The following is a 24,520-nucleotide window of genomic DNA, read 5'->3' as shown; positions in this document are numbered from 1 at the left end:
TTTTCTTTCTTTTTCATTTCACGCAACGCAGGCTGACTAACGAGTTGAGATCACTCATTTTTAGCAATCAGACGATATTTCATGACCCCGATTCCAAGCTGTTCCATTGTCATCCCCACGCAAAACCGGCCCAAGCTATTGCCGATCGCTGTTGCCTCGGCCCTTGCTGCGGCCCCGCCCGATGGCGAGGTGTTGATCGTGGATGACAACAGTGCGCCTGCCGCCGCCGCGAACCTGTCCGACATCACCGATCCACGTTTACGCATCATCTTGAACCCGGGCGCGCCGGGCGTGGCAAGGGCGCGTAATCTGGGGCTGCGCAATGCCCGCGCGGATGTGGTGTTCTTTCTGGATGATGACGACCGGATGCACCCTCATTATTGCGCCCATCTCCTGGGCGATATCCTGCCCCGCCATGCCGTCGATTACGGTCACGCGGCTTATGCCCTGATCAAGGATGGTGCCAGGCTGCGCCGGGTGACCAGGGGGCGCACCGACGGGGTAATTGCGAAAGGGGCCAGCTTTCGCCAGCAGGCCTGCGGCTTTGGCATGGGGTTCTGGATCAGGAAATCAACCTATCTGGCCGTTGGCCCGATCGATGAAACGCTCGATACCAACGAGGATACCGAATACCTCCTGCGCTTGCAGGCGGCGGGCAAACGCGCGTGGTTTTCGCGCCGCGTGGCCGTGGATGTCTGCCTGCACAGCGGCGGCACCGATCAGGGCCACCTGACTGAGCGGACCTCGGATTTGCGGCGCGCACGCGGGTTTGCCCATATCCTGACGCGCCACCACGACTATCTCGCGACACAGCCAGCCATGCGGCGCTTCATGCGCAAGCGGATCATCAAAAAGGCGGTGCGCGCACGTTTTCCCGAAATGGCGGAGACAACAATCCGGCAAGAGGCGCTGGCATTGGAGCGGTTGCGCCTGCGCGCCTATTTCATTGTGCATTGCGCGCGTGCCGGGGCCAGTTGGACAAGGCTGTGGCGCCGCGTGATGGCACGCACCTAGGACACCCGAAACCCGGTGCGCTTGATCCAGACATCGCGCCAGTAGCCGGGGCGCAGGAACCGTGGTGACCGCCGCCCTGCCGGCCGTGCCGCCCGCGCCGTCGCCAGCGTTGATCCCGCGTCAGTCGCCGGATGATCAACGATGCGTGGCACCAAGGCAAAAGCCCCAAAAGCAACGATATCGCAGGGCCAGTCGGCAGGACCTCGCAGGGGCAGGCTATCGGCAGCCATGCGCGCGGCCCGTTCAGGCCTGATCATGTAGCCCGTCGTTAGATAGGCGGGTATGCGCAACCGATACGCGCGCGCCTGCCCTACGGTTACACCGGTGCGCCGCACAATCGCGCGCTGATGATCCAGCAGCAACAGGCCGATATCGGGTGGCGTGGCACGGGCAAAGGCGGCCAGGGGCGCGCCAACAATGGCGTCATCTTCCAGGACGATCACCGCAGATTGCGTCACCCCGCGCCAGATTGCGATATGTGACAGCGCGCAGGCGATTTCTCCATCTGTCAGATCGCGGAACAGGGCGGCGCGGATGGCTGCGCGATCGATCGGCGGGTCGTCAACCCCGGCGCGCCCGTCGATGCCGTAATGCAGCTCATAGCGCAGCCCGAGCGCGTCAAGCTGCGCCAAAAGCGGCGCGCGGCGCGCAGCATCACCCTTCAGCGTCAGCACGACAATCGGTATCTGCGTTGTCACAATTCACCCCGTTACCCGGTCAGACCACTAGACTACGGATCAGCGGATCAATTCAACCGCGCCGGTATGATCAACTAAAAAACGCCTTGATTGAAACAGGTTGACGCCCTTTTCCCCTCCGGCCTGCCCAACATCGCAGCATCGCTGTCGCCATAGCAAGCATCCACCAACCGCGACCAAACCCGCCCCACACGCTACTTGTGATAAATGGTGCCCCCACACGGACTCGAACCGCGGACCTACTGATTACAAATCAGTTGCTCTACCAGCTGAGCTATAGGGGCACTGCGCGCGTTGCTACCCAAGCGGCGCGCGGCGCGCAAGCCCTTTTGCGCCAGTGCGCGCGTCATTTTTACGCCAGCCTAAACGAACTGAATATCAGCGCCCAGCGTCAGGATACTCAACCCGCCGCCGTTGATCAGCACAAGTTCATCTGCGCCAAAGTCCAGGGTGATGATATTACCAGTCCCGTTGATCGATCCATAGGTGTCGACGACCTCTTGTTCGCTCAGCCCATTGGTGAAAAGGGTCGCGCTGATCTGGATAACATCGAGCCCCTGTTGATACCCATTCACCTGATCAACCTCGTTCCCGTCAAGGAAAACAAAGGTATCGCTTTGCGCCCCGCCGCTGAGCACATCAAAACCCGCGCCGCCGTTCAGCGTATCCGCGCCAGTGCCGCCATTCAGCGTATCGGCACCATCGCCGCCATAAAGGTCATCGCTGCCCGCAGCCCCTGACAGGAAATCGTCGCCATCCCCGCCATAAAGGGTGTCGTTGTTGCCCTGCCCAAAAAGCCGGTCGTTTTCGACCCCGCCATCAAGCGTATCATCACCCGAACCGCCATAGACCGTGTCGTCACCCTGGCCGCCAAAGATCATGTCATTGTTACCCTGCCCACGGATCACATCGTCGTCGTCTTCGCCAAAGATGCTGTCGTTGCCGATACCGCCGGAAATGTCATCCGCGCCAGTGCCACCGACAATCCAGTCGGTGCCGCCCTGCCCGCGAATGACATCATCGCCATCTTCACCAAATATGGAATCGTTATCGGCGCCGCCATCGACGATGTCATCGCCAATACCGGCATGAATGGAATCGGCACCGGCACCGCCTTGAATGTTGTCATTGCCCGAAAGGCCCCGCAATTCGTCCGCGCCACCATTGCCGGTCAAAAAGTTCTTGGCATCATTGCCCACCAGCAGATCGTCCCCCGACCCACCCGTTGCGTTTTCGATCACCACACCATTGGCGATCGTGTAACCACCCGCGATCCCGTCTGCCGCCGAGACGTATCCGCCGCCACCCGTTTCATAAAGCAGGGTCGCTTCAAGCAGGATAATCTCGATGTCCCTGGTCCCGCCGTAGGTGATCGCGTCGATCCCGCCGGTATCCCAGATCGACATCCAATAGGTGCCGGCCAGGTTCGCATCGGGCAAGACGTAGGTGTCATTGCCTGCGGCCGTTGTGGTGTTGGCTCCGTAAAGCGCCTGCAGCACGGCCATATCCAGCGCCATCGGTCCGGCCTCGTAACCCCAGTTGTTACCGCTATCACCCGTGCTGCCCGATGTGCCTGTAGAATAGCCGCTGTTGTAGGACATCGTGGTGAAGATACCCTGGTTTAGGTCAAAATCGCCGTAGTCGCCAAACGGGCTGGACACACCGTCAAAGATATCCGATGTGCCGCCGCCATCATGCGGGTGTGCCATCCCAAGGCCGTGCAGCACTTCGTGCACGATCGTGATAAAGTCGAAACCGCCCGCATCGGTCGAACCACCACTGGTCCGATCCCAGGCGTCGATATTGAAGACGCCAACGCCTTCGTTCACTTCACCCGGCGGGTTAAAGTAACCAAGATATCCATCGATATCGGCATTGTTTGAGGCAACCAGTTGAAAATCGGTGCCCGCGGCCGTCGTCGCTTCGGTGAACGTCAGCCCCGCGACGGAGGCGATCATGTCAAAGATTACTTCGAATTGGCTCTTTTCGTAGGCGTTGAACCCCTGCGAGGTAATCCCGTCAAACGCCTCACCGCTCGGCGCGAAATAGTAACTGATCGAACTGGTGGGGTTGCCCGTGCCATCATCGACAAAGCTGCCCCATTCAAGGCCGGGCAGGATTGATCCGGGCGGCGGTGGCAGGGCGGCGATCACCGAAAGGGTGTAATCGCCCGCGTAGCTGTCAAGATACGACCCCGCTTCGATGTAGTAGGTGCCTGCGACAGTGGCCGTAAACACCAGTTCGGAGTTCATGCCCGGGCCGCTGTCATTGTCCACATCAAGCTGAGACCCCAACCCGTCATAGATTCGCACATATGGGTCATCGACCGGATTTGCCCCTGTCGCATCAAGATTGATCTGGATCGTTTCGCCCGCCGATAACGTGATTGCAAACCAGTCCCAATCGCCCGCCGTTTCAAGGGAGTCACTAACCGACCCGCCAACGGTGATCGTTGCGCTTGTGGTTGTATCACCAGGAATATCAGGCATCTGAACCTCATCTAGAACGGGCGCTTGGCGCGCGGGATAACACAAACTTTTCGTGAATTAGCACATCAGAAAAGCAGGCCAAAGTGCCAATCGCCCATCGCGGGCGTATTTCAACGATTGGCGCGTGCAAGCAATGCCACTGCCGCAAGTCCCACCAGCGTGATCATCAGTGCTGCGGGCGCGGCCTCGGCGATGTTTTCAAGGCTCGCCTTTTCGTGCACGCGCGTTGCCAGCGTATCATAGTTGAACGGGCGCAAAAGCAGGGTGGCGGGCAGTTCCTTGACGCTATCGACAAACACCAGCAACAGGGCCGACCCGACAGATGCGCGCACCAGCGGGATATACACCGCCCGCAGCGTCCCCCCCGCCGTGCGCCCCAGGGACCGTGCCGCCATCGGCAGGCTGGGGGATACACGGCCAAGGGCGGCATCAGCCGTGCCTTGGGCGATTGCGAAAAACCGCACCACATAGGCCAGAACGAGGGCTGCCGCCGTGCCGGTAAAAATCAGGCCCGGGTCACGGCCCGTGATGGCCAGGACCATATCCGCCAGCGCATTGTCAAACGCGGCCAGCGGGATCAGGATACCCAGTGCCAGCACCGCGCCCGGCGCCGCATATCCGATTGCCGTGACCGGCATCAACAGGGCCGGCAAGCGCCGCCCCGACAGGCGCACGCCGTAAACCATGAACACGCCCCCCGCGACCGTGAGCACCGCTGCGATGCCGCCCACGCCCAAGCTATGCATCAAGGCGCGCAACAATCCTGGTGCGGCCCATTCACGCGCATCCGTCGCATGCTCCAACAGTACCCCGACAGGCAACAGGAACCCCAGCGCAAAGGGTAGCACGCAGGCCAGCGTGGCCAACCACGCAAGTGCTCCGCGCAACTGCTGCCCTTCGATCGGGCGCGGGCCACGCGCGGTGCCAAAAAAGCGGCTTTTGCGGCGGCTGAACTTCTCCAGCGTCACCAAAAGCACCACCAACAGCAGCACGCTGGTGGCGATCTGCGCGGCACCTCCAAGGTTACCGCTTTGTAGCCAGACCGAGAAAATTCCCGTGGTCAGCGTCTGCACCGCGAAATAATCCACCGTGCCAAAATCGTTGACGGTCTCCATCATCACAACGGCGACACCTGCGGCGATTGCCGGACGTGCCAGCGGCAGGCCAACGCGCCAGAACCGCCCGATTGCGCCGACGCCCAGCGCGCGCGCCACATCATAGCCCGCGCTTGACTGTTCGCGAAATGCCGCGCGGGCAAGGATATAGACGTAAGGATAAAGCGAGGCGCTCAGCACCAGAACGGCGGCGCTGCGCGTGCGGATTGCGGGGAACCAGTAATCCTGCGCCGATTGCCAGCCGGTGACATCGCGCAGCAAGGTCTGCACCGGCCCCGCATATTCCAGAAAGTCCACCAGGGCATAGGCGCCCACATAGGCCGGCACCGCCAGCGGCATCAGCAAGGCCCACTGCAACCAGCGCCGCCCGGGAAAGCGATACATTACCACCAGCCAGGCCGCACCCGTGCCGACAGCCGCCGTCAACGCGCCCGTGCCCGCCATCAGGATCAGCGTATTGCGCAGGTAACGCGGCAGGGTCGTGGACAGCAGATGCGGCCAGATATTGTCTTCAGGTGTCAGGGCAAACCAGATCACCGCAACGATCGGCAGCACCACCAAGACGGCAATCACCAAAGCCCCGACGGACCACGGATTCAACCGCAGACGGGGCCATTTGGGAGCACTTATCTGACCAGAAGACTCGGACATATCTTTGGCGTTACCCGATTGCGGTTTCGCTGTCCAGAAAAGCCCCTATAATGCGCCAGAACACACACGGAACGGCGGGCCTACCTTGCAGATTGCCTATCACATCGGAGCTAGCTGCACGGACGGCGAGCGGCTTTTGAAATCCCTTCTCAAGAATGCCGACGCCTTTTCCCAGCAAGGGATCAAGGTGCCGGGCCCCGGCAAATACCGCCGCCTGTTGCGAGAAACCATCCAGAACCTTGGCGATAACGACCCCGCCCCCGATACCCGCGACATCCTGATCGACGCCATTTTGGACGAAGATACCGCGACCCGCCTTGTGATGAGCCATGCAGATTTCATCTGTGTGCCGCGCCGCATTTTCGACAACGGCAATTTCTTTGAACTCATCGAGATGAAGATTACACGCCTGCGCAAGTTGTTTCCCGGAGACGAGATCGAATTGCATCTGGCCCTGCGCGATCCCGCGACATTTGTTCCTGCGGTCTTTCAAAAGGTCAAAGGCGCAACGCTGGCCGAGTTTCTGAACGGCATGGACCCGCGCGATATCCTATGGTCGGATGTGGTGCGCCGTATACAGGCCGTTGCGCCGGAAATGCCGCTGACGGTTTGGTGCAACGAGGACACGCCGCTGCTTTGGGCGCAGTTGATCCGCGAAATTTCGGGCGTTGATCCGCTGACCAAGATCACCGGCGGCTTTGATCTGCTAAGCGCGATCATGAGCGCGGAAGGCATGAAGCGCTTTGTCAGCTACCTCAAGACCCATCCGCCCCAGACCGAAGTGCAAAAACGCCGGATCATCGCCGCGTTTCTGGACAAATACGCCCTTGAGGACGAAATCGAGGAAGAGATCGACCTGCCCGGCTGGACCGCCGAACTGATGGACGAGTTGACCCAGATCTACGAGGATGACGTTTTTGAAATCGCCCGTATGTCGGGCGTGAATTTCATCGCGCCATGATCAGGCCTTTCATGCAGTGCGATGTGTTCAGCACCCATCCGACGGGGGGTAACGGGCTGATCAGGGGCGTGCGGATGCGCCCTACGTGGTGGCGCAGGGCACCTGCATCGGGCGGACGGGGCGCGTGCATGTGGCGCAGGACAGCGCCAAAAACATGCGGATCGGCGGGCACACCAACATCCTGATCAGGGGTGATGTGATCCTTTAGGGATCACATGCCCAGCGCTTCTTTATACATCTCCAATACCGCTTCTTCTTCGGCGATATCGTTCTGGTCGCGCTTGCGCAGGGCGATCACCTTGCGCAACACCTTTGTGTCATAACCACGGCCCTTGGCCTCGGCCATGACCTCTTTTTGTTGCTCTGCGATGTCCTTTTTCTCGGCGTCCAGACGCTCCATACGTTCGACAAACTGACGCAATTCGTCGGCGGTAACACGGTAGCTGGTATCGGTGGAATCGGACATGGGGGCGGCCTTTGTGCAAACGTGACTAAGGCCCCTTCCCTACCCGTGCGCCTGATGCGCTGCAAGGGCCGCCAGCTTGCAATTGCGCACCCGAGCCGTTAGGGCAGCGCCAGTTAGTAAATGGAGCGACGAATGGACTGGTTGATCTGGGGTGGTGCGGGCATTTCGGTGCTGGGATTGATCGGCATTCTGGTGTCGATCGTTCGGGTATCGCAAGCCAAACGCGCAGGGCTGGATGACGCCGCGTTGCGCGCACGCGTGCAGGCGGTCCTGCCGCTGAACCTTGGCGCGCTGTTCCTGTCGGTGATCGGGCTGATGGCCGTGATCGTCGGGATTATACTGGGCTGAAATCGCGCGCTGGCAGGGCATCAAAGCCGTCAGCATATTTGATTGCCTCGTCCACCAGCGCGGGGGTTTGCCAGATTGCGTTGTCCTGCGCCAAAGGGGCCAGCGCGCGGCGCAAATGCAACAGGCCGAGGCTTTGGGCGGCCCGCATCGGTCCGCCGTGACGGCGCGGAAAGCCCATGCCATGCACCGCAATCGCATCTACATCGGCGCTGGTGCGGGCCAGCCCGCTTTCGATGATGCGGGCACCTTCGGCCATCAATGCACCGATCATGGCCTGCTGCACATAGCCTGCCTTGCCGGTCGGCCCGCCGCCGTCGCGCATCCCGAACGGACCTTTGCGAAAGCCGTAATCGACCATGATGCGGCCAATGTCGTCCTGGCTCAGGTCATCGGTGACCAGGGCTTCGGCGGCGCCATGCCAGACCGGGCGCAAGCGATTGAGGATCGCCAGACCGGCAGGATTGACCGGTTTGAAGCTGGCCCCCTCGCGGGTCAAAAACAGCGGTGTGGCGCGGCGTTCGGCCTTGAAAATATGGCGAAAGGCCACAGATTGTGGATGGCGCAGGCAGCTATCAAAGGCGTCCGCCTCTTGGGCTAATCCGGCGGCAAAGGGCAGCAGGGCCGCGCCTTCGACACAGTCGATAATCCGGTGCGGCGCGTATTGCGGATTGCCGTCAAGGGCGGCGCGCGCCTTGGCCAGGATCGCCATATAGGCGCGCCCATCTGCCATGTGATGGCGGCGGCCCGATGTCGGGCGCGGCCCCTGTCCAGCGGCCACCAGCGCCTTGGTGAATGCATAGGCCCCGTCAATCACCGGCGCGTCCACCACGGCGTCAAGCAGTCCGAACCGCTGCGCCAACCCCGCATCAGCCGATTGCGCGGTAATCATCATGTTCAATGCAGCCTCGGCGCCGATCAGCCGCGGCAGACGCTGGGTGCCGCCCGCGCCCGGGATCAGGCCCAGCGTGACTTCGGGCAGGCCGATCATCGCCGTGCTTTCGCCCACGCGGTAATGGGCGGCCAGCGCCAGCTCGGCCCCGCCCCCCAAGGCGCGCCCCTGAATGCCGACGACAACCGGCAGGGCGCAGTCTTCGATCTGCGTGCAAATCTGCGCCAGCGTCGGGGCTTTTTGGACTGGTCGCCCAAATTCGGAAATATCCGCCCCTGCCGAAAACATATCGCCCGTGGCAACCAGCAGCACAGCGGCACCATCCGCCCGTTCGGCAATACGCGAAAAGACCGCGCCCAATCCCGCGCGCGTTGCCGCGTCAAGTGCGTTCACCGGCGGGCGGTCCAGGGTAACGATCGCAATACCGTCACGCACGCGGAATTTAACCGGTCTTGCCATATCGCCCCACTCTACTCACCTGCATAGCATTGGCATACCGGCAGGATAACGCAAGGGCGCAGGGGGCTGATGCGCGCCCGATGACCCGTTAAGCCGGTGCCGCGTCAGGGCAGAATACCTCGTAGAGGCGTTCAAGGATCGGGCCGATGCGCGGGTCTGCAAGGCGATAGCGGATCGTGCGACCATCGCGATCACAGGCGACGAACCCTTCGGCGCGCAGGCGGGCAAGCTGGCCGGATACATAGGACTGGCTCGCGCCCAGCGCCTCTTCCAGGTCGCCGACGCAGCGCTCTCCGGGCAACAGCGCGCAGAGCAGGCGCAACCGCTGCGGGTTGGACAAAGCCTTGAGAACATCAGCCGCTTCGCCAGCGGCAGCGTCCATTGCGGCCAGATCGACTTGGGGTGTGGTCATGGCTGTCATTCGCGCCTTTCATCCGATCGAAGGTCACATTTCAATCTTGCAATGTTTGCGCGTTAACGCGGGACTGTCAAGGGTTCTGGACCTGCCCGCACGGCTGGATTATGACGGCATTATGGATATTCGCCCCCTCAGCCCTACCTATGCCGTGTCCCCCCAGATTGCGCCCGAAGATGTGGCGGCAATCGCAGCGGCGGGATACACCACCATCATCTGCAATCGCCCCGACAGCGAAGTGCCCCCCGCCCTGCAGGCTGCGGCCCTTGGCGCGGCGGCACAGGCGGCGGGCCTTGCCTTTGTCACAATCCCCGTGACCCACCAGACGCTGAACGCCGATATGGTCACCGCCCAGCGCGCGGCGATGGATGCCTCAAGCGGGCCGGTGCTGGCCTATTGCGCATCGGGGACACGCAGTTCGATTGTCTGGTCCCTGGGTCAGGCTGGCGAAATGTCGGCCGATGCCATCCTGAGTGCCACCGCCGAAGCCGGATATGATCTTGGCGGTATGCGCCCTCAGCTCGCGGCGCTTTCCAGGTCCTGACCCGGTGCCGCTGCGTCTTGGGTCATCGCCATGCCCGCTGCGTCTTGGGTCGCCGCCATGCCCGGTGCATCTTGGGTCACCGGCATGCCCGGTGCATCTTGGGTCACCGGCAAGTCCGGTGCATCTTGGGTCACCGGCAAGTCCGGCGCAACGATCACATCGACAGGTGGCGGCACAGGTGCTTCGGCCTGATCGGGGGGCATATCAAGCATGTCGGCGTGTCCGGTTTCCACCCGCACCGCCCGCTGCCCCGCCATTTTGCCAAGGCGCGCGGTGGTAATGACCCGCCCGTCCGGCCCGACCAGCTTGATGGATGTGACCCGTGTTCCCGACAGTGGAATGACCTGCCCCAGCACGAGATTTTCCACCTGCGCCATCGGCATGCGCATCTTGTGCAGCACCGCATTCAGATTGGCCTGCGCGCCCAGCACCTGATCATGAAAGGTGTCGCGCCAGCCCACATTGCCCGGATCATCCTTGGGCACGGCGCGCGGATGGCGGTGTTCGGGTAGCGCCAGGCACAGCTCGCCCTGCCGTTCGCCAATGCCGAAATCAAGTGACAGCCGCACCAGCCGATATGCGCCATCAGGCAACACAAGCCCCGCCGCGCGCGGGCATTCCAGTGGCGCGCCAACCCGCGTTTCGGACGCCCAACCCGCCAGTTGCGTCCCCACCGCCGTTTCATTCAGCATCGCCAGAAAGGCGTCAGCGACAGGCGCCGCTAGGGCGGCATCCGCCGAGGTGACCCTGCGCGGTTCGGCGGCGACGGCTGACAGGTTGCCCATCGTCTGCATTTCAATCAGGCAGGCGCGCAATTCGGGGTCGATGGCCATCAGCCCAAGCAGATCATCGCCCGATGTGACGGAAATCAGCATCTGATCGGCGTTGAGTTCGTCAATCACGCCGTCCAGCGTCAGCACATCGTCCGATTGGCCGAACACGGTCAGGCGCAACCCGACAGTGCGGTCCGCCGCACGGCTGATCGCCAGACGCAGGGCACGCCCCGGCGACATATCGGCGGCGGGGGCCGCCGTTGGTTCACCCTGACGCAGTTTGCGCCGCAGCACTGAATGATCGTCGGTTTCGGGCATTTACGGCCTGATCCTGCACCCGTTTGATTTACAAGATCACTTTACCCCCACAGGGCTTACCAAGACCCTAACGGCGGACCGTGGCAGGCAGTGTCACCCGAAATGCCGCGCCCCCCTGGCCGGGCAGATAGGCAATGGCGCCGCCCAGACGCTCCATGACCTCGCGGCAGATGGCCAGCCCGAGGCCCGCACCGCCAGCCTTGCCCGCGTCCGTAAGGCGCGAGAATTTCTCGAAGATCAGGGTTTGGTATTCCGCCGCGATGCCGCTACCATTATCTGTGAAATCAATGACTTGCACACCATCCACCTGCCGCACCTTGATGCTGAGTTCGGGCTCGGCGGCATCGCAGTATTTTTGCGCATTGGCGATCAGATTGATAAAGACCTGCGTCAGGCGATCAAGGTCGGTGGTCAGGGTCAGATCTTCGTCGCTCAGGCGGCGGTGAATGCGCAGCTTGGCCATATCGCCGCCCACCGCCGATACGGCGCGATCCAGCAGCGTATGCAGATTTCCCGCGCTCGTGTTCAGCTGCACCTGTCCATTTTCAAGCACGCTCAGGTCCAGCAGATCATCCAGCAGGCGGGTCAGGCGCCGGGCTTCGTCATGAATAATTCCGGCATAACGGGCCTGATCATCGGCGCGTATTTTGTCATCACGCAGGATTTCGGAAAACGACCGGATCGAGGTCATGGGCGTGCGCAGCTCATGGCTGATCTGGGACAGGAAAGCGTCCTTCTGGATCGACAGGGCGGTCAGTTTTTCGTTGGCATCACGCAGGGCGCGCGCGGTGCGATCCTGTTCGGCTGACTTGGCCTCAAGCTGGCTGGAATATTCGAGGATTTGCGCGGCTTCATCGGCCACGGCGATCAGATCCTGCACCGACACATTCGCGCCCTGGGTCAGTTGCCCGACCATCGCGTGGGCGGTGGCTGCCCCGACGGACCCGGCCAGTTCCCGTTCCAGTTTTTCCAGAAATTCCGGTGTAACATCAGGCAGGTATCCGTCCTTTCCCTGATTTTTCGCCGCCCCCATGAACAGCGCCTGCGCCTGACCCGCGCCGATGATGCGCTGCGCCATGATCAACAGATCCTCGGCCCCTGCGGCACTTTGCGCAAACCCGCGCCGCGATGTGGAATGGGCAAAGACATTGACAAACTGCGCGCCCTGCAGCCGTTCAATCGGCGTTGGAAAGGTGAAAATCGACACCGTGAAAAACACGACCATATTCAACAGCATCGACCAGACCAGCGCATGCAGCAACGGATCGATCCCGTCCACGCCAAACAGGGCCTGCGGGCGCAACCACCCGATGCCGTAGGGGCCCTGGGCCATGACCGTTTGCGTCATTATCCCGCCATCGCCGAAGCTGGGCAGAAACAGAGTCCAGGCCCAGATCGAAAAACCGGTGATCAGGCCCGCGACAGCCCCGATACGGGTGGCACCACGCCAGAAAATCCCACCCAGCAGCACCGGCAAGACCTGCGCCACCCCCGCAAACGAAATCAGCCCGATTGCCGCCAGCGCCGTGCCCCCGCCCGACAGCCGAAAATAGCCGTAGCCCAGCGCCAGCACGCCCGCAATCGACATGCGCCGCGCCAGCAAGACCACATAGCGCACATCACCTGAAACCGAAGCGCCGCGCGCGGTTGACGACAACCAAAGCGGCACGACGATATGGTTGGACACCATCGTTGCCAGCGCAATCGTCGCCACGATCACCATCGAGGTCGCCGAGGAAAATCCGCCAAGGAACGACAGGACGGCAAGGCCGTTCTGGCCCTGCGACAAGGGCAGCGTCAGCACGAACAGGTCGGGGTTTGACCCGGGCGGCATCAGGTTCAGCCCGACAACGGCGATGGGAACGACAAACAGGCTCATCAGCATCAGATATCCGGGAAAGGCCCATGACGCGGTCGCGAGGTGCTTTTCATCTGCGTTTTCGACCACCAGCACCTGAAACATCCGTGGCAGGCACAAGAACGCAGCCGCCGACAGAAAGGTCAGGCCGAACCAGCGCCCGCCCACCGGTTCCCATTGGGCAATTGCGGATTGGTCGATCAGATCAAGGGTGGCGCTGGGGCCGCCCGCGATGCCCCAAACCACGAAAATGCCCACCGCCAAAAGGGCGCAGAGTTTCACCACGGCCTCGACCGCGATGGCCATGACGACACCGTGGTGGCGTTCGTTGACGTCCAGATTACGGGTGCCGAACAGGATCGTGAAGACAGCCAGACCGGCGGCGATCCAGATCGCGGACGCATTCAGGTTCTCGGATACCCAGGTCTGGCCGCTGCCCTGGGCAAAGACCGCGAACGACAGCGTGACCGATTGCAGCTGCAACGCAATATAGGGTGTTGTGCCGACAACGGCGATCAGGGTCACGATCACGCCCAGCGAGGTGGATTTGCCAAAGCGCGACGAGATCAGATCGGCAATCGAGGTAATCCGCTGCGCCCGCCCGATCCGCACCAGTTTGCGCACAATCCACCACCAGCCGATCATCACCAGGGTCGGCCCCAGATAAATCGTCATGAATTCAAGACCCGAGCGCGCCGCATAGCCGACGGCACCGTAAAAGGTCCAGGCGGTGCTGTAGATCGACAGCGACAGCGTGTAGATCATCGGTGAACGCAGCCAGTTGTCGCCCCCGCGCGCGGCGTGTCGTTCGGCAACAAAAGCCACCGTAAACAGCAGCGCCACATAACAAAGTGCGACGAAAATCAGCAGGTTAAAGGAAATCACTTGAGATCCTCGATATTCGTGGCACCGGGTTCGTGATCGGGGTCGATCAGGCGCGACAGCAGCGCGGCCAAGGCAATCACGACCACCCAAAGCACAAAGAGATAGATCAGCACCACCGAGGTGGGCAGCCCGCTACCATCGCTGCGCGACCACAGCAGCGGCAGCATCATCAACACCCCCGCCACCATCGGCAGCAGCCGCGCGGCGTCACGCAGGCGGCGCTGGCGGTAACTGGCGCGCGCCAGAAAAACGGGTGGTTTGCTGGGGCGGGCCATCTGCCGTTACCCGGCAAGGGCGCGGACGTTCTCCAGCACCTCGGCGTTCGAAAAGGGTTTGGTCATAAAGCGCGTGACGCCAAGGCGTTCGGCCAATTCGCGGTCCTTGGACTGGCCGCGCGCGGTCAGCATCATCACCGGCAACGCTTGGGTGCCTTCATGCGCGCGCAGGTCACGCAGGATATCGTATCCGCTGCGCCCGGGCAGCATCACGTCAAGAATGATCAGATCGGGGGCCACGCTTTGCACCTTGTCCAGTGCGGTGGTGCCATCGGAATGGGTCGCGACGCTCCAGCCGTCGCGCGACAGGATAAAGCGGATCGCCTCAATGATATTGGGTTCGTCCTCGATCAGCAGAACCTGCTTGCCAGTCATCGACCCCTCCCAAGATCAGTGCCCACCCCTATCAGCAAACTATTGCCCGATTGGCGGCGATAGTCAAAGGGGCGCGCCGACCTCGGACAAAATCGACGGCGCGCGCCGCGCCGCGCAGTTTTCGCGCGGACAAATCCGGCAACTTGTGCCCGCAGGCGTGCCTTTGGCGGCCGCCTGATCAGGCGGGGGGCAGACCAGCATCACGGCCTCGGTCACGGGGGGCGTGTCGAAATCGGGCGGGCGAACATGCTGGGCGATTGCGTAGCATTGAAACCGTAGCCCTTCGGGGCGGGGCAGATCGACGATCTGGCGCAGGGGTTGGCCAATCTGGGCGAGGGACTGAAACACCGGCCACATCGGACAGGCGGCGGCACGCGGAAAGGCAAAGCCTGTGACCGGTTTGATCAGGCGCACAACACCGGCACCGTCGGCAATCACCAGACCAAAGGGCGGATGATCGGCATCAGCGGGCAGGCTTGCCAAGCGGCGCAAGACCTGCGGCAGGGACGCACCGGTCTGCTGCACGATCTGCGCCGGATCATAAGCGCAGGCGCGCGCGGTCCGCGAAAATCCATCAAGGGGCAGTGCCTGTGCATCCGCGACATACCGGGTCAGGTGGTCGCGCATCAGGAACGCGGTGCCCGGGTCACGCCCCTGCACCAGCGCATCGATCGCCGCGCCGTCACCGCCTTCCAGCGCGGCCACGTGATAGCCCTGCCCCTCGAGCCACGCCTCGAGCTGTTCCTGCGGCGAGCGCACGGCATTGGCATCCGCGCCCGACAGATCCAGAAACCCGACCAGTGCGCGGCTGCTTTCGGCCAAACGCTGGCTGTCCTCGTAAAGGTTGCGGTGGAAGCGGCGCTGCCAGTCGGCGTCGATCTCGCCGCCGTCCGCCAGAATTGACGAGGTGGCGCGAATCGCAGTGACCGCAGTGATCACCTCATGCAGCGAAGTGGCAATCTGGGGATCGTGAGTCAGCCGGTCGGTCAGGGTTTCGATGCGGGACTTGAGCGTGCCAAGCTGATCATGCTGCGCCGCCAGCACCGCCGCCCAGCCGGGAAAGCGGCCGGCGAATTCTTCGGTGCGGGCCAGTTCGGCGCCGGTGTCGGGCAGGTCGGCTGCGGCACCGCGCAGGCCTTCCAGCAGCCCGCTTTCGGCCCCTTCGGTCAGCAGGGTCGGATCAATCCCCAACACACGGCTGATGTCGTTGACCAGCTTACCGCCGATTCTGCGGCGGTTATGTTCGATCAGATTCAGATACGAGGGCGATATCCCCGCAGCACGCGCCAGATCGGCCTGCCGCATCCCCTGATCCATGCGCCGATCCCTGATCCGGGTGCCGGTAAGCTGACTTTGGGGCATTCAGATTCCGCTAACGATTCCAGTTGGTTTCTGCATCTGCAAGAAAACTGATTTACAACCTAACGGTATTTCCTGTGTAAGTCTTTACAAAAATATTGTTTTAACAAAAGCACTTGTTGCGAAATTTACGGTCTCGACCCGATAATGTAAGAGCATTGTAAAATGCGTGCGACTGCTGGCGAGGAGGCCAGCACCGCGTTTCAAGAAATTGGGAGGATTAAATGTCCAAGAGTAACTTCACACGCCGCGGCCTGCTTAAGACAAGCGCCGTTGCCGGTGCAGGCCTTGCTGTTCCGACGATCTTTACGGCTTCGTCCGCAGCAGCCTTTACCAACGAACCAACCGGCAGCACTGTCACGCTGGGCTTCAACGTGCCACAATCCGGTGCCTATGCCGACGAGGGCGCAGACGAACTGCGCGCCTACCAACTTGCTGTCGAGCACCTGAACGGTGGCGGCGATGGCGGCATGATGAACACCTTTTCGTCCAAGGCCTTGGATGGCACGGGTATCATGGGCAAAGAGGTCCTCTTTGTGACCGGCGACACGCAGACGAAATCTGACGCCGCCCGCGCATCGGCCAAGTCGATGATCGAAAAAGACGGCGCAATCATGATCACCGGCGGGTCTTCCTCGGGTGTGGCGATTGCCGTGCAGGGTCTGTGCCAAGAGGCAGGCGTTATCTTCATGGCCGGCCTGACACACTCCAACGACACAACCGGCAAGGACAAGAAAGCCAACGGCTTCCGTCACTTCTTTAACGGTTACATGTCGGCGGCCGCTCTGGCACCGGTTCTCAAGAACCTTTATGGCGAAGACCGCAACGCATACCACCTGACAGCCGACTACACATGGGGCTGGACACAGGAAGAATCGATCGCCGCTGCAACCGAAGCGATCGGTTGGAACACGGTCGAAAAGGTCCGCACGCCGCTGGGCGCCGGTGACTTCTCGTCCTATATCGCGCCTGTGCTGAATTCGGGCGCCGACGTTCTGGTTCTGAACCACTACGGCGGGGACATGGTCAACTCGCTTACCAATGCCGTGCAGTTCGGTCTGCGCGAAAAGATGGTGAACGGCAAGCAGTTCGAAATCGTTGTTCCGCTGTTCTCGCGCCTGATGGCCCGTGGTGCCGGCGAAAACATCAAGGGTATCCCAGGGTCCACGAACTGGCACTGGTCGCTGCAGGATGAGGGCTCGCAAGCCTTTGTGCGCTCGTTCGGCGAAAAGTATGGCTTCCCGCCATCACAGGCTGCCCACACGGTTTACTGCCAGACACTGCTTTATGCGGATGCTGTGCAGCGTGCCGGTTCGTTCAACCCATGCGCGGTTGTCGAAGCCCTCGAAGGGTTCGAATTCGACGGTCTGGGCAACGGTGCCACACTTTACCGTGCCGAAGACCACCAGTGCTTCAAGGACGTTCTGGTTGTGCGCGGCAAGGAAAACCCAGAGTCCGAGTTCGACCTTCTGGAAGTTGTCGAAGTCACGCCACGTGCGCAGGTCGAATATGCGCCCGATCACCCCATGTTCGCCGGTGGCGCACTGGGCGAGTGTAACGACGGCACCTAAGTCGTGCCCGGGGGCCGCGCCACGCGCGGCCCTCACCCCCACCCCTTTCGATGATGTCTTGCGCAGTCTGCGCGCGCTCTCGAAAGGCACCCTACAACCTACCGCTAAGGACAGGCCGGGATCATGGATGCAATCGTTCTTCAAATTCTCAACGGGCTCGACAAGGGCTCGGCCTATGCGCTGATCGCGCTTGGGCTCACTCTCATTTTCGGCACCCTTGGTGTTGTGAACTTTGCCCACGGGGCGCTGTTCATGATCGGTGCCTTTTGCGCCGTGATCTTGCAGCGTATCTTCAAAGTCAGCTACCTGTCGGACGAACCTTCGGGCACCGATTTCCTTGGCAATCCCAAGTTCGAGGAAGTCTATTATGTGAACAAATGGTTCGGTGACGCCGCCGGAGCCTGGGTTCAGGACTGGTCGGTGCCGCTGGCCATTCTGTTTGCCGCGCCGATCATGGTCTTTGTCGGCTACGCGATGGAGCGCGGGTTGATCAAGCACTTCTACAAGCGCCCCCATGCCGACCAGATCCTTGTGACCTTCGGCCTGGCGATCGTGCTGCAAGAGGTGATCAAGTATTTCTTCGGCGCAAACCCCATTCAGGTCAGCGCCCCTGACGCGCTGGACGGGATCGTCAACATCGGCGAATGGCTGGGTCTGACGGTTGCCTATCCGGTCTGGCGGATCGTGTGGTTCTTCTTTGCCCTGACGATCATTGCCGCCGTTTTCGCCTTCTTGCAGTTCACCACCTTCGGGATGGTCGTGCGCGCCGGTATGGCGGATCGCGAAACCGTCGGCCTGCTGGGCATCAATATCGACAAACGCTTTACGCTGATGTTCGGTCTTGCGGCCGCTGTCGCGGGCCTTGCCGGGGTGATGTATACCCCCACCCTTTCGCCAAACTATAACATCGGCATGGACTTCCTTGTGCTGTCCTTTGTTGTGGTGGTTGTCGGCGGGATGGGGTCACTTCCCGGAGCCGTGCTGGCAGGGTTCCTGCTGGGAATTTTGCAAAGCTTTGCATCCATGAACGAGGTCAAGTCGCTGCTTCCGGGCATTGACCAGATCATCATCTACCTCGTTGCAATTGTCATCCTGTTGACCCGGCCACGTGGCCTGATGGGTCGCAAAGGCGTGATGGAGGATTAAGACCATGAAACTCTTTGGCCTGAACCAAAAAGACACCCGCTTCCTGCTGATCGTCATTGCACTGACAATGCTTACGCCGATCCTGTTGCAACCCTTTGCCGAAGGCACCGCGCTGGCACAGTTCAACGCCGGCTACCCCGACCTGATGCAGCGTTTCGCGATCTTTGGCATCTTTGCCATCGGCTTTAACATCCTGTTCGGCCTGACCGGCTATCTGTCATTCGGACATGCCGCGTTTCTGGGTGTCGGATCATATTCCGCCGTCTGGATGTTCAAGCTGCTCAGCATGAACGTGCTGCCTGCGATCATTCTGGCGATCATCATTTCGGGCCTGTTTGCCCTGGTGATCGGCTATGTGTCGCTGCGGCGCTCGGGGATCTACTTTTCGATCCTCACGCTGGCCTTCGCGCAGATGTCGTTCAATCTGGCCTATTCGGTGCTGACACCGATCACCAACGGTGAAACCGGCCTGCAACTGGCGCTGGACGATCCGCGCATTCTGGACGCCACGCCAACGACGTCATCTCTCCCGGTGACGAACCTGTTTGGTTTGGCGATGAACAGCTCGACGCAGGTGGAATTCCTGGGCCGTGTCTGGACCTTCCAGGTGGGCTATTACTTCTGCGCCGTGATCGCCATTCTGGCCTTCTATCTGTCGCTGCGTATCTTCCGCTCGCCTTTCGGGTTGATGCTGCGCGCGGTGAAATCGAACCAACAGCGGATGAACTACACCGGGCTGAACAGCCGTCCCTATACGCTGGCCGCTTTTGTGATCTCGGGCATGTATGCCGGTCTGGCCGGTGGTTTGCTGGCCTCGATGGACCCGCTCGCCGGTGCTGAACGGATGCAGTGGACGGCCTCGGGCGAAGTTGTGCTGATGACCATCCTAGGGGGTGCTGGCACGCTGATGGGTCCGGTTCTTGGCGCAGGGTTCATCAAATACTTTGAAAACATCTTCTCCAAGATCAACGACACGATCCTGAGCCAGTGGTTCGCCTTCCTGCCCGACGGGCTCGAGGACTTCCTGATCGCGATCATCTACCCCTTCATCGGCAAGGGCTGGCACCTGACGCTGGGCATCCTGTTCATGCTGGTGGTGATCTTCCTGCCCGGTGGGTTGGTCGAAGGTGGGCAGCGCATCGCCAAGATGTTCCGCCGCAAATCCAAGGACGAGGTCGAGGCATCCGCCGACACCACGCCCGCCGAATAGAGAGGACAGAAACCAATGGGTATTCTTGAAGTCAAAGGCGTCAACAAGCGCTTCGGTGGTCTGCAGGCCTTGGGTGACGTGAACCTGAGCATTCAGGAAAACAGCGTGCACGCGATTATCGGCCCGAACGGGGCCGGTAAGTCCACCCTGCTGAATGTGCTGGTCGGCAAACTGATCCCTGACAGCGGGTCGGTCATGTTTGACGGGCAGTCGGTGCTGGGGCGCAAGCCCCACGAGATTTGCCAGATGGGCATTTCCCGCGTGTTCCAGACACCCGAGATTTTCACCGATCTGACGGTGCTGGAAAACATGCTGATCCCCTGCTTTGCCAAGCGCGATGGCGCATTTGCGCTGCACCCCTTTGAAACGGTGCAGCACGAAAAGTCGGTGATCGAAACGGCCGAGGCCATGCTTGAGGAGGTCAAACTGCTCGACAAGCGGCATATGCATGCGGCGGCCATGTCGCGCGGTGATAAACGCCGCCTCGAGATGGCGATGTGCCTTGTGCAGCAACCGCGTCTGTTGCTGCTTGATGAACCTACAGCCGGCATGGCGCGGGCCGACACCAACAACACCATCGACCTGCTGAAGGAAATTCAGGACAAGCGCGATATCACCATGGCGATCATCGAACACGACATGCACGTTGTGTTTTCGCTGGCGGAACGGATCACCGTGCTGGCCCAGGGCACGCCGCTGGTCGAAGAAACACCTGAAAACATCAAAGGCCATCCAAAGGTGCGCGAAGCGTATCTTGGTGAAGCGCAGGTTTAAGGAGCGCGATCATGACAAGCGACAACACACTGCTCGGCACCGAAAAGGTGGAATTCAACAAACACGCCAACAACGCAGCCACCCTGCCCGCCTTTTTGTCGGTCTGGGACATTCAGGCCTACTACGGCGAAAGCTACATCGTTCAGGGCGTCAGCTTTGACATCCGCGAGGGCGAGATCCTGGCCCTTTTGGGCCGCAACGGGGCGGGCAAGACATCGACCTTGCGCACGATTGCCCGGCTTGACGATCCAGCCCTGCACCACGGCGAAATCTGGCTTGATCACCAGCCCTTGCACGAAATGAAGTCCTATCAGGCCTCTGCCGCCGGCATCGCGCTGGTGCCCGAGGATCGCCGGATCATTGCCGGCCTCACGGTCGAGGAAAACCTGCAACTGGCCCAGATCGCCCCGCCCAAGGGGTGGTCGCTGGATCGCGTCTATGACCTGTTTCCGCGCCTGCGCGAACGGCGCAAGCAAGAGGGCGTGACCCTGTCGGGTGGTGAACAACAGATGCTGGCGATCGCGCGCGCCCTGTGCCGTGACATCAAGGTGCTGCTGCTGGATGAACCCTACGAGGGCCTAGCCCCCGTGATCGTGCAGGAAATCGCCAAGACGCTGGGGATTATCCGCGATCAGGGCATCACCACTGTTATCGTTGAACAAAACGCCGTGGCCGCCCTGAAGCTGGCCGACCGCGCGGTGATCCTTGATACCGGTTCTGTGGTCTATGACGGGTCCGCAAAAGAGGTGCTCGAGGACGACAAGCTGCGCGCGCAGTATCTGGCCATCTGAGCCAGCCGCGCCCTGCCCGCGCGCCTGTCGCGCGGGCCAAAACAAACCCGAAATGACACTGACCAGAACGTAAGGGACAGTCATGACCAGCAAGACCTATCCACCATCCGCCAAAACCGTCGCCCGCGCGCACATCAATGCGGAAACCTACCGCGAGATGTATGCCGCCTCGGTTGCGGACCCCGATGCATTCTGGGGTGAACACGGCAAGCGGATCGACTGGATCAAGCCCTACACACGGGTCAAGGATACCACCTTTGAATTTGGCAAGGTCGATATCAACTGGTTCGCGGATGGCACGCTGAACGTGGCCGCCAACTGCGTTGACCGCCATCTGGAAACGCGCGCCGATCAGGTCGCGATCATCTGGGAACCCGATGATCCCGCCGACGAGGCGATGCATATCACCTATCGCCAGTTGCAGAACCGCGTCTGCCGCATGGCCAATATCCTCGAGGATTTGGGCGTGCGCAAAGGCGACCGTGTCGTGCTGTATTTGCCAATGATCCCCGAAGCGGCCTATGCGATGCTGGCCTGCGCGCGGATTGGTGCCGTGCATTCCATCGTCTTTGCCGGTTTCAGCCCCGACGCGCTGGGTGCGCGGATCAACGGCTGTGACGCCAAGGTGGTGATCACCGCCGACCACGCCCCGCGCGGTGGCCGGTCCACCCCGCTGAAATCCAACACCGATGCCGCCCTGCTGCACTGCAAGGACAGCGTGAAATGTCTGGTCGTCAAGCGCACCGGCGGACAGACCACATGGGTGCAGGACCGCGATTACGACTATAACGAGATGCTGCTTGAGGCGGATGACTATTGCAAACCCGCCGAGATGAACGCGGAAGACCCGCTGTTCATTCTTTACACATCCGGATCGACCGGACAGCCCAAGGGTGTTGTGCATACTTCGGGCGGGTATCTGACCTATGCGGCGATGACACACCAATACACCTTTGATTATCACGAAGGGGACGTATTCTGGTGCACCGCCGATGTGGGCTGGGTCACCGGCCACAGCTATATCATCTATGGGCCACTCGCGAACGGCGCGACAACGATCATGTTCGAAGGTGTGCCGACCTACCCCGATGCGGGTCGTTTCTGGGAGGTCTGCGCCAAGCATAAGGTCAACCAGTTCTATACCGCCCCCACCGCCATTCGTGCCCTTATGGGGGCTGGTAACGACTGGGTCGAAAAGCACGACCTGTCATCATTGCGCCTGCTGGGTTCCGTCGGCGAGCCGATCAACCCCGAAGCCTGGAACTGGTATAACGAAGTGGTCGGCAAGGGTAATTGTCCGATTGTCGATACCTTCTGGCAGACCGAAACCGGCGGCCATATGCTGACCCCCCTGCCCGGCGCGACGGCCCTGAAACCGGGGGCGGCGCAACAGCCGTTCTTTGGCGTGCAGCCGGTCGTGCTTGATCCGCAAACCGGCGAGGAAATCACCGGAAACGGCATCGAAGGCGTGCTGTGTATCAAGGATAGCTGGCCCGGTCAGATGCGCACCATCTGGGGCGATCACGAACGCTTCCAGAAAACCTATTTCGGGGACTACAAGGGCTACTACTTTTCCGGCGACGGGTGTCGGCGTGACGAAGATGGTGATTACTGGATCACTGGCCGCGTTGACGATGTGATCAACGTATCCGGCCACCGCATGGGCACCGCCGAGGTCGAAAGCGCGCTGGTCGCCCACGCCAAGGTCGCTGAAGCCGCCGTCGTCGGTTACCCGCACGACATCAAGGGCCAGGGCATCTATGCCTATGTGACCCTGATGAACGATCAGGCGCCTAGCGACGCGCTGCGCAAGGAACTCGAAGTCTGGGTGCGCACCGAAATCGGCCCGATCGCCAAGCCCGACCTGATCCAATGGGCACCGGGCCTGCCAAAAACCCGGTCCGGCAAGATCATGCGCCGCATCCTGCGCAAGATCGCCGAGGATGATTTCGGATCACTTGGCGACACTTCGACGCTGGCCGATCCCTCGGTCGTGGACGAACTGATCGAAAACCGCATGAACAAGCGCTGATCAGCGCACCAAACATCGCAAAAGGCCCGCCACTTCGCGGGCCTTTCGCCGTTAACCACGATGTGCGAAACCTGCGGATATTAACCCATTGGCAAGGGTTTCAGGGCAACACTACAGAGTGGTGGGGGCTTCGTCTGAAACGAGGCCCAAGATGGAACTTCAATCTGTAACCCAGTCATCTGCGACGGCTGCGCCGCGTCATGTGCCCGACCAACGTGCCGTGGCCGATGCGGCGGCAACACGCACCGATCCAAGCCCAGAAATTGCCCTGCCAATCCCGCCGGACAATGGCCAGCGCGGCGCCGTCAGCCAAGCCATGATGCCCGTCGAATCCGGTGTGCGCGCCGCCTTGATGCAGCCCGCTGAACGGGTGCTGAAACCCTATGGCGTGACGATCCTGCCGCAGTCGCAAACCGACGAGGCGATCACACAAACGACCGGTGATACAACGGCCGACGGGCCAGACGACCGCGCCTGACCTGCCTTTGGGTCATTTTCCCCGTCGCGGGTGCTTTCCACATGCCCGCGCTTGGCGTATAACCCGCCCACACGCGTGCGCCATCTGGCCTGCGCCAAAGGACCAAACGGGCAACAGGCCGGGGAATTTCATGACCAAAAAGACGACGCATGACGCAGATGTCAGCTTTATCGAAGCGCTTGCAGAACTGCTGCGCGCCAATGACCTTACCGAATTGCAGGTCAAACGCGACTACGGTGAAAACGACAGCCTGAATGTGCGGGTCAGCCGCCAGCAACCGCAACAGGTCGTCACACAGGTCGCCGCCGCCGCGGCACCAGCCGCCGCGGCCCCTGCCGCAGCTGCCCCTGCCGCCCCCGCCGCAGGCGAAGATCCGGCCAGCCACCCCGGCGCTGTCACATCGCCAATGGTTGGCACCTGCTATATGGCGGGCGAACCGGGGGCCGCGCCCTTTGTCTCGGTCGGCCAGTCCGTCAGCGAGGGCGACACGCTGATGATCATCGAAGCCATGAAAACCATGAACCACATCCCGGCACCAAAATCGGGCACCGTGAAACGGATCATGGTCGAAGACGGCGCACCCGTCGAATTCGGCGCCCCCTTGATGATCATCGAATAGGCGGGCG

Annotated in this window: 23 protein-coding genes and 1 tRNA gene; 12 read left to right on the top strand and 12 right to left on the bottom strand. The window is 61.3% G+C overall.

Going from position 1 to position 24,520, the window contains the following annotated elements:
- Positions 1 to 81: 81 nt before the first annotated feature.
- Entirely contained in the window at positions 82 to 1,014 is a 933-nt protein-coding gene (locus tag FTO60_RS05825; protein WP_148055080.1) for a glycosyltransferase family 2 protein, read from the top strand.
- Here the strand turns inward: FTO60_RS05825 and FTO60_RS05820 are convergent.
- From FTO60_RS05820 to FTO60_RS05805, 4 genes are all read right to left on the bottom strand, one after another.
- Positions 1,011 to 1,712 carry a glycosyltransferase family 25 protein gene (locus FTO60_RS05820; RefSeq protein ID WP_172623812.1) on the bottom strand — a complete coding sequence of 234 codons (702 nt, stop codon included), beginning with the start codon at positions 1,710 to 1,712 and terminating at the stop codon, positions 1,011 to 1,013. The genes FTO60_RS05825 and FTO60_RS05820 overlap by 4 nt on opposite strands.
- Positions 1,713 to 1,920: 208 nt before the next feature.
- A tRNA-Thr gene (locus FTO60_RS05815) sits at positions 1,921 to 1,996 on the bottom strand.
- Positions 1,997 to 2,074: 78 nt separating this feature from the next.
- On the bottom strand, positions 2,075 to 4,201 hold the full coding sequence (locus tag FTO60_RS05810) for a pre-peptidase C-terminal domain-containing protein (protein ID WP_148055078.1): 2,127 nt from the start codon (positions 4,199 to 4,201) through the stop codon (positions 2,075 to 2,077).
- Between the two features lie 110 nt (positions 4,202 to 4,311).
- The gene (locus FTO60_RS05805; protein WP_148055077.1) at positions 4,312 to 5,967 is read right to left on the bottom strand and encodes an iron ABC transporter permease; all 1,656 of its coding nucleotides are present in this window, start codon (positions 5,965 to 5,967) and stop codon (positions 4,312 to 4,314) included.
- An 85-nt stretch (positions 5,968 to 6,052) separates the two neighbouring features.
- Between FTO60_RS05805 and FTO60_RS05800 the strand changes: the two genes are divergently transcribed.
- On the top strand, positions 6,053 to 6,928 hold the full coding sequence (locus FTO60_RS05800) for a hypothetical protein (protein ID WP_148055076.1): 876 nt from the start codon (positions 6,053 to 6,055) through the stop codon (positions 6,926 to 6,928).
- A gap of 211 nt (positions 6,929 to 7,139) precedes the next feature.
- Here the strand turns inward: FTO60_RS05800 and FTO60_RS05790 are convergent, their stop codons facing one another.
- Positions 7,140 to 7,394, bottom strand: coding sequence for a DUF2312 domain-containing protein (locus FTO60_RS05790; protein WP_148055075.1), 255 nt, complete (start codon positions 7,392 to 7,394; stop codon positions 7,140 to 7,142).
- 132 nt (positions 7,395 to 7,526) lie between these two features.
- Here FTO60_RS05790 and FTO60_RS05785 point away from each other — a divergent pair, with 132 nt between their 5' ends.
- Complete coding sequence (locus tag FTO60_RS05785) at positions 7,527 to 7,742, top strand: hypothetical protein (protein ID WP_148055074.1); 216 nt, start codon at positions 7,527 to 7,529, stop codon at positions 7,740 to 7,742.
- On the opposite strand, the gene FTO60_RS05780 is transcribed toward FTO60_RS05785, so the two are convergent.
- Both FTO60_RS05780 and FTO60_RS05775 read right to left on the bottom strand, forming a co-directional pair.
- On the bottom strand, positions 7,729 to 9,090 hold the full coding sequence (locus tag FTO60_RS05780) for an enoyl-CoA hydratase-related protein (protein ID WP_148055073.1): 1,362 nt from the start codon (positions 9,088 to 9,090) through the stop codon (positions 7,729 to 7,731). The genes FTO60_RS05785 and FTO60_RS05780 overlap by 14 nt on opposite strands.
- An 88-nt stretch (positions 9,091 to 9,178) precedes the next feature.
- Positions 9,179 to 9,502, bottom strand: a complete 324-nt coding sequence (locus tag FTO60_RS05775; protein WP_254696899.1) for a helix-turn-helix transcriptional regulator — start codon at positions 9,500 to 9,502, stop codon at positions 9,179 to 9,181.
- A 121-nt stretch (positions 9,503 to 9,623) separates the two neighbouring features.
- On the opposite strand from FTO60_RS05775, the gene FTO60_RS05770 reads away from it, so the two are divergent.
- Positions 9,624 to 10,049: a TIGR01244 family sulfur transferase gene (locus FTO60_RS05770; protein WP_148057063.1), complete on the top strand. Its 426-nt coding sequence runs from the start codon at positions 9,624 to 9,626 to the stop codon at positions 10,047 to 10,049.
- On the opposite strand, the gene FTO60_RS05765 is transcribed toward FTO60_RS05770, so the two are convergent.
- From FTO60_RS05765 to FTO60_RS05745, 5 genes are all read right to left on the bottom strand, one after another.
- Positions 10,022 to 11,140, bottom strand: a complete 1,119-nt coding sequence (locus tag FTO60_RS05765; RefSeq protein WP_148055071.1) for a FliM/FliN family flagellar motor switch protein — start codon at positions 11,138 to 11,140, stop codon at positions 10,022 to 10,024. The genes FTO60_RS05770 and FTO60_RS05765 overlap by 28 nt on opposite strands.
- Positions 11,141 to 11,207: 67 nt before the next feature.
- Complete coding sequence (locus FTO60_RS05760; RefSeq protein WP_148055070.1) at positions 11,208 to 13,883, bottom strand: ATP-binding protein; 2,676 nt, start codon at positions 13,881 to 13,883, stop codon at positions 11,208 to 11,210.
- On the bottom strand, positions 13,880 to 14,158 hold the full coding sequence (locus FTO60_RS05755) for a hypothetical protein (protein ID WP_148055069.1): 279 nt from the start codon (positions 14,156 to 14,158) through the stop codon (positions 13,880 to 13,882). Before FTO60_RS05755 ends, FTO60_RS05760 begins: the two co-directional genes overlap by 4 nt.
- Positions 14,159 to 14,164: 6 nt before the next feature.
- The gene (locus tag FTO60_RS05750) at positions 14,165 to 14,533 is read right to left on the bottom strand and encodes a response regulator transcription factor (RefSeq protein ID WP_148055068.1); all 369 of its coding nucleotides are present in this window, start codon (positions 14,531 to 14,533) and stop codon (positions 14,165 to 14,167) included.
- 63 nt (positions 14,534 to 14,596) lie between these two features.
- Complete coding sequence (locus FTO60_RS05745; RefSeq protein ID WP_148055067.1) at positions 14,597 to 15,895, bottom strand: XRE family transcriptional regulator; 1,299 nt, start codon at positions 15,893 to 15,895, stop codon at positions 14,597 to 14,599.
- Between the two features lie 221 nt (positions 15,896 to 16,116).
- Between FTO60_RS05745 and FTO60_RS05740 the strand changes: the two genes are divergently transcribed.
- The 8 genes from FTO60_RS05740 to accB all read left to right on the top strand — a co-directional run bounded on the left by FTO60_RS05740 (position 16,117) and on the right by accB (position 24,513).
- Positions 16,117 to 17,463, top strand: coding sequence for a substrate-binding protein (locus FTO60_RS05740; RefSeq protein ID WP_148055066.1), 1,347 nt, complete (start codon positions 16,117 to 16,119; stop codon positions 17,461 to 17,463).
- A 123-nt stretch (positions 17,464 to 17,586) separates the two neighbouring features.
- Positions 17,587 to 18,609, top strand: a complete 1,023-nt coding sequence (locus tag FTO60_RS05735) for a branched-chain amino acid ABC transporter permease (protein WP_148055065.1) — start codon at positions 17,587 to 17,589, stop codon at positions 18,607 to 18,609.
- Positions 18,610 to 18,613: 4 nt separating this feature from the next.
- Complete coding sequence (locus tag FTO60_RS05730) at positions 18,614 to 19,819, top strand: branched-chain amino acid ABC transporter permease (protein ID WP_148055064.1); 1,206 nt, start codon at positions 18,614 to 18,616, stop codon at positions 19,817 to 19,819.
- Between the two features lie 15 nt (positions 19,820 to 19,834).
- The gene (locus tag FTO60_RS05725; RefSeq protein ID WP_148055063.1) at positions 19,835 to 20,593 is read left to right on the top strand and encodes an ABC transporter ATP-binding protein; all 759 of its coding nucleotides are present in this window, start codon (positions 19,835 to 19,837) and stop codon (positions 20,591 to 20,593) included.
- A gap of 11 nt (positions 20,594 to 20,604) precedes the next feature.
- Positions 20,605 to 21,384: an ABC transporter ATP-binding protein gene (locus FTO60_RS05720; protein WP_148055062.1), complete on the top strand. Its 780-nt coding sequence runs from the start codon at positions 20,605 to 20,607 to the stop codon at positions 21,382 to 21,384.
- Between the two features lie 82 nt (positions 21,385 to 21,466).
- The gene (gene acs, locus FTO60_RS05715) at positions 21,467 to 23,416 is read left to right on the top strand and encodes an acetate--CoA ligase (protein WP_148055061.1); all 1,950 of its coding nucleotides are present in this window, start codon (positions 21,467 to 21,469) and stop codon (positions 23,414 to 23,416) included.
- Positions 23,417 to 23,567: 151 nt separating this feature from the next.
- Positions 23,568 to 23,894 (top strand): hypothetical protein, encoded by a 327-nt coding sequence (locus tag FTO60_RS05710; RefSeq protein WP_148055060.1) that lies wholly within the window; start codon positions 23,568 to 23,570, stop codon positions 23,892 to 23,894.
- A gap of 130 nt (positions 23,895 to 24,024) precedes the next feature.
- Positions 24,025 to 24,513 (top strand): acetyl-CoA carboxylase biotin carboxyl carrier protein, encoded by a 489-nt coding sequence (accB, locus tag FTO60_RS05705; RefSeq protein ID WP_148055059.1) that lies wholly within the window; start codon positions 24,025 to 24,027, stop codon positions 24,511 to 24,513.
- Positions 24,514 to 24,520 lie beyond the last annotated feature (7 nt).

Origin of the sequence: Octadecabacter sp. SW4 (assembly GCF_008065155.1) — a bacterium.
Taxonomy (GTDB): domain Bacteria; phylum Pseudomonadota; class Alphaproteobacteria; order Rhodobacterales; family Rhodobacteraceae; genus SW4.
Note: the sequence above shows the minus strand (reverse complement) of the source record. Positions and strands in the feature narration are given on the sequence as shown.

Bases quoted from the DNA above. Each gene is read 5' to 3' on its own strand.
- acs (WP_148055061.1), top strand. From the start codon at position 21,467: ATGACCAGCAAGACCTATCCACCATCCGCCAAAACCGTCGCCCGCGCG.
- FTO60_RS05740 (WP_148055066.1), top strand. From the start codon at position 16,117: ATGTCCAAGAGTAACTTCACACGCCGCGGCCTGCTTAAGACAAGCGCC.
- FTO60_RS05710 (WP_148055060.1), top strand. From the start codon at position 23,568: ATGGAACTTCAATCTGTAACCCAGTCATCTGCGACGGCTGCGCCGCGT.
- FTO60_RS05775 (WP_254696899.1), bottom strand. From the start codon at position 9,502: ATGACCACACCCCAAGTCGATCTGGCCGCAATGGACGCTGCCGCTGGC.
- FTO60_RS05735 (WP_148055065.1), top strand. From the start codon at position 17,587: ATGGATGCAATCGTTCTTCAAATTCTCAACGGGCTCGACAAGGGCTCG.
- FTO60_RS05785 (WP_148055074.1), top strand. From the start codon at position 7,527: ATGGACTGGTTGATCTGGGGTGGTGCGGGCATTTCGGTGCTGGGATTG.
- FTO60_RS05730 (WP_148055064.1), top strand. From the start codon at position 18,614: ATGAAACTCTTTGGCCTGAACCAAAAAGACACCCGCTTCCTGCTGATC.
- FTO60_RS05750 (WP_148055068.1), bottom strand. From the start codon at position 14,533: ATGACTGGCAAGCAGGTTCTGCTGATCGAGGACGAACCCAATATCATT.
- FTO60_RS05745 (WP_148055067.1), bottom strand. From the start codon at position 15,895: ATGCCCCAAAGTCAGCTTACCGGCACCCGGATCAGGGATCGGCGCATG.
- FTO60_RS05770 (WP_148057063.1), top strand. From the start codon at position 9,624: ATGGATATTCGCCCCCTCAGCCCTACCTATGCCGTGTCCCCCCAGATT.
- FTO60_RS05810 (WP_148055078.1), bottom strand. From the start codon at position 4,201: ATGCCTGATATTCCTGGTGATACAACCACAAGCGCAACGATCACCGTT.
- FTO60_RS05790 (WP_148055075.1), bottom strand. From the start codon at position 7,394: ATGTCCGATTCCACCGATACCAGCTACCGTGTTACCGCCGACGAATTG.
- accB (WP_148055059.1), top strand. From the start codon at position 24,025: ATGACCAAAAAGACGACGCATGACGCAGATGTCAGCTTTATCGAAGCG.
- FTO60_RS05720 (WP_148055062.1), top strand. From the start codon at position 20,605: ATGACAAGCGACAACACACTGCTCGGCACCGAAAAGGTGGAATTCAAC.
- FTO60_RS05805 (WP_148055077.1), bottom strand. From the start codon at position 5,967: ATGTCCGAGTCTTCTGGTCAGATAAGTGCTCCCAAATGGCCCCGTCTG.
- FTO60_RS05825 (WP_148055080.1), top strand. From the start codon at position 82: ATGACCCCGATTCCAAGCTGTTCCATTGTCATCCCCACGCAAAACCGG.
- FTO60_RS05765 (WP_148055071.1), bottom strand. From the start codon at position 11,140: ATGCCCGAAACCGACGATCATTCAGTGCTGCGGCGCAAACTGCGTCAG.
- FTO60_RS05780 (WP_148055073.1), bottom strand. From the start codon at position 9,090: ATGGCAAGACCGGTTAAATTCCGCGTGCGTGACGGTATTGCGATCGTT.
- FTO60_RS05755 (WP_148055069.1), bottom strand. From the start codon at position 14,158: ATGGCCCGCCCCAGCAAACCACCCGTTTTTCTGGCGCGCGCCAGTTAC.
- FTO60_RS05725 (WP_148055063.1), top strand. From the start codon at position 19,835: ATGGGTATTCTTGAAGTCAAAGGCGTCAACAAGCGCTTCGGTGGTCTG.